General features: G+C 70.4%; 3 protein-coding genes. All 3 read right to left on the reverse strand.

Translation table 11 applies throughout. The features are described from left to right. Positions 1–1,922, reverse strand: a 1,922-nt coding sequence (glgB, locus tag ACFZDJ_RS54950) for a 1,4-alpha-glucan branching enzyme (RefSeq protein WP_391070816.1), incomplete at its 3' end; no start/stop codon positions are given. 36 nt (positions 1,923–1,958) lie between these two features. Beyond that, positions 1,959–3,407, reverse strand: coding sequence for a maltokinase (locus ACFZDJ_RS54955; protein ID WP_390931939.1), 1,449 nt, complete (start codon positions 3,405–3,407; stop codon positions 1,959–1,961). A 121-nt stretch (positions 3,408–3,528) separates the two neighbouring features. Further along, positions 3,529–3,870: alpha-glucosidase C-terminal domain-containing protein (locus tag ACFZDJ_RS54960; RefSeq protein ID WP_391070818.1), on the reverse strand; the 342-nt coding region annotated here is incomplete at its 5' end.

Genomic DNA, 3,870 nt, shown 5'->3' on the forward strand with positions numbered 1-3,870 from the left:
GAGCGTTTGCCGTGGACGACCTCGTCGTGGGAGATGGGCAGGACGTAGTTCTCGCTGTAGGCGTACACCATCGAGAACGTCATCTCGTTGTGGTGATACTTGCGATGGACCGGCTCGTGCTGCACATAGCTCAGCGAGTCGTGCATCCACCCCATGTTCCACTTCAGCCCGAACCCCAGCCCCCCGAACCCGCCGGGCCCGGTGTGATGAGTGGCCCGGGTGACCCCGTCCCACGCCGTCGACTCCTCGGCGATCGTCATGACGCCAGGTGCGCGGCGGTAGACGGTGGCGTTCATCTCCTGGAGGAAGGCGACGGCGTCGAGGTTCTCCCGGCCGCCGTGTTCGTTGGGGGTCCACTGTCCCGGCTCGCGTGAGTAGTCGAGGTAGAGCATCGAGGCGACGGCGTCGACGCGCAGTCCGTCGATGTGGAACTCCTCGCACCAGTACACGGCGTTGGCGACGAGGAAGTTGCGTACCTCGCGGCGGCCGTAGTCGAATTCGAGGGTGCCCCAGTCGGGGTGGGCGGCCCGCTGCGGGTCCGCGTGTTCGTACAGGGGGCGTCCGTCGAACTCGGCGAGGGCCCATGCGTCGCGCGGGAAGTGGGCCGGTACCCAGTCCATGAGGACGCCGATCCCGGCTTGGTGCAGGGCGTCGACGAGGTGTTTGAAGTCGTCGGGGGTGCCCAGTCGTGCGGTGGGGGCGTAGAAGCCGGTGACCTGGTAGCCCCAGGAGCCGCCGAAGGGGTGCTCGGCGACGGGCATCAGCTCGACATGGGTGAAGCCCAGGTCGCGGACGTAGGCGGGCAGTTGCTCGGCCAGTTGGCGGTAGGTCAGGCCCGGTCGCCAGGACGGCAGGTGGACCTCGTACACCGACAACGGCGCCTCGTGCACCGGACGGGCCCCCCGCCCCGCCATCCACTCCTCGTCCGTCCACACGTGGTGCGAGGCGTACACGATCGACGACGTGCGCGGCGGGACCTCGGTCCGCCGGGCCATCGGGTCGGCGCGCGGGGTGCGGGAGCCGTCCGGGCGGGTGATCTCGAACTTGTAGAGCTCGCCCTCGCCGATCGCCGGCACGAACAGCTCCCACACCCCGGAGGAGCCGAGCGACCGCATCGGAAACCCGGTGCCGTCCCAGAAGTTGAAGGTGCCGGCGAGGCGGACACCGCGCGCGTTCGGCGCCCAGACCGTGAAACGGGTGCCGGTCACCCCCTGGTGCACCATCGGCTCCGCGCCCAGGGCGCGCCACAGCTCCTCGTGGCGTCCCTCGCCGAGCAGATGGAGATCGAACTCCCCGAGCGCGGGCAGGAAGCGGTACGCGTCCTCGGTGTCCTGAACCGTCCCCTCGTACGCGACGAGCAGCCGGTACGCCTCCGGAACCGCGCGCAGCGGCACCAGCGCCGAGAAGAACCCGTCCCCGTCGTCGTGCAGCTCGGCCCGCAGGTCGTCCGTCACGACGGTCACCCCGAGCGCGTACGGACGGAAGGCCAGGAAGGCCACACCGCCGGGCACCGGATGGGCGCCGAGCACTCCGTGCGGATCGTGGTGCGTGCCGGAGAGCAGCCGCTCGCGGTCACCGGGTGCGACCCCGGTGAAGACGGGAGCGCTGTCGACGACGGCGGGCTCGGAAACCCCGACGGCGGGCTCGGCACCCTTCGGCTCGGCGGCGCGCGGTTCGGGAACCCTCGCCACGGCCCCCTTATCGGAGACCTTGGAGACCGTCGAGACCTTCGCATCCTTCGCGGACTTGCTCGCGGCGGGCTTCTGAGCAGCGGCCTTCTTGACCGGGGCCTTCTTGATCGCCGCTTTTTTGACCGTCGCTTTCTTCACCGCCGCTTTCTTCACCGCCGTCTTCTTGGCGGCAGCCGGCTTCTTGGCACCGTTCTTCTTCGGACTGTCGTCGGACGGGGGGCGGGGCGTCACGGGCAGGGCCTCCTCGGCGGGGTGAGGTGGGGAAGGTCAGGGGGATGCGGCGAGTCGGCGTATCGCCGCCATCGGCACCGGTAGCCAGTCGGGCCGGTGCCGGGCCTCGTACAGGACTTCGTAGATCGCCTTGTCCGTCTCGTAGGCGCGCAGGAGTACGGGATCGGCGCGCGGGTCGCGGCCGGCGACCTCCGCGTATCCGGCGCAGTACGCGGCCCGGCAGGTGTCGGCCCAGTCACCCACGCCGTCCCCGGAGCCGAGGGCCCCGGGGACGGCGTGGGCCGCGTAGTCGAAGGAGCGGAGCATCCCCGCTATGTCCCGCAGGGGCGGCTGGGGCATGCGGCGCTCGGCGAGCGGTTTCGAGGGCTCGCCCTCGAAGTCTATGAGCGACCACTGCCCGGAGGGCGCGCGCAGGCACTGGCCGAGGTGCAGATCCCCGTGTATGCGCTGGGCGGTCCAGGTCTGCCCCTCGGTGGCCAGGTCGGCCAGCGCCTCGAAGGCGGTGCGCAGACCGGCGGCGTACGGCCGCAGCGCGGGCACCGCCTGCACTGCCGCGGCCAGCCGCTCGGTCATGCCGCCGACGAGCAGTTCCATCTGTACGTGCCCCAGCGTGACCGTGGGCAGTGCCCGGGCGAGGGCCGTGTGCACCTCGGCGGTGGCCCGGCCCAGCGCCCGCGCCTCCTCTGCGAAGCCCTCGCCGCCGAGGTCGCCGTCCTTGGCCGGTTCGTTCTCCTTGGCCAGTTCGCTCAGCGCCAGCTCCCAGCCGTCCACCGCGCCCTGGACATAGGGTTGCAGCACTCCCAGGACGTACGTCTCCTCGTCCAGGTCGGCGACCATCCACGCGGCCGGTGCCGGCACTCGCGGGCAGCCCTCCCGGGACAGCATCAGCGGCAGCTCCAGGTCGGGGTTCACCCCCGGGACGACGCGGCGCAACAGCTTCAGGATGAACGTATCTCCGAAGACCAGGGACGAGTTGGACTGTTCCGCGGTGATCAGGCGCGGCAGCAGATCGCCCCGTATCTCCTGGCGTCGGTCCTGCTCGAAGCGCAGCTCGCCGACGCGGGCCCGGGTGCGCAGGGCCTCCAGGAGTACGTCGGCGGGGCGCGGGTCGTGCAGTGCCTCGTAGACCGTGTGTCCCGCCAGCGGTCCCTCCTCCACGTGTCCGATCAGGGCGGGCGCGAGGTGTGGCGGGAGTGCCTCGCGTATGCCGATGAGCAGTTGGTAGCAGTCGCCGGGCTGGATGCCGGCTCCCTGAGCGGGGGTGAGCGGCTGGTGCGCCCGGACCAGCAGGTGGAGCAGGCCCAGCTGAGCCGTCGAGGGCAGCAGTTCGTTGGCCGTGACCAGGGAGAACCCGGTCACCGGACGGCCCTTGCCCGCGAACCAGCGCTGCCGTGGCAGCCATTCCCGTAGGAGCGGATCGAGCGACGCGAGCAACTCGGGGCGTGCGACGGGGGCCGTGACAGAGTGGATTGCGGCTTCCGACATGACGTCGCGTCCTTTCCCCAGGGGCCCGGGAGACCGGGGGAGTCGGGGTGTTACTGATGCGTGCCCAGGGCGGGACGGAGGAAACCGCCCCGCCGACCGGGTTCTGGAGTCTGTCCTTGGATCAGATGGCGTCCTTGCGCAGTCGGAACCAGTAGAAGCCGTGGCCCGCGAGGGTGAGCAAGTACGGCAGCTCTCCGATGGCCGGGAATCGCACCCCGCCGATGAGCTCGACCGGGTGGCGGCCGTTGAAGGCCCGCAGGTCCAGTTCGGTGGGCTGGGCGAAGCGGGAGAAGTTGTGCACGCACAGGACGAGGTCGTCCTCTGTGTCCTCGGTCGAGGGGGCTTCGCGCAGGAACGCGATGACCGCGGGGTTGGAGGACTGGAGTTCGGTGTAGGAGCCGAGGCCGAAGGCCTTGTTCTGTTTGCGGATCTCGATCATGCGGCGGGTCCAGTGCAGCAGGGA

This window comes from Streptomyces sp. NPDC007896, from assembly GCF_042959425.1.
Classification (GTDB): Bacteria; Actinomycetota; Actinomycetes; order Streptomycetales; family Streptomycetaceae; genus Streptomyces.

Bases quoted from the DNA above. Each gene is read 5' to 3' on its own strand.
- ACFZDJ_RS54955 (WP_390931939.1), bottom strand. From the start codon at position 3,407: ATGTCGGAAGCCGCAATCCACTCTGTCACGGCCCCCGTCGCACGCCCC.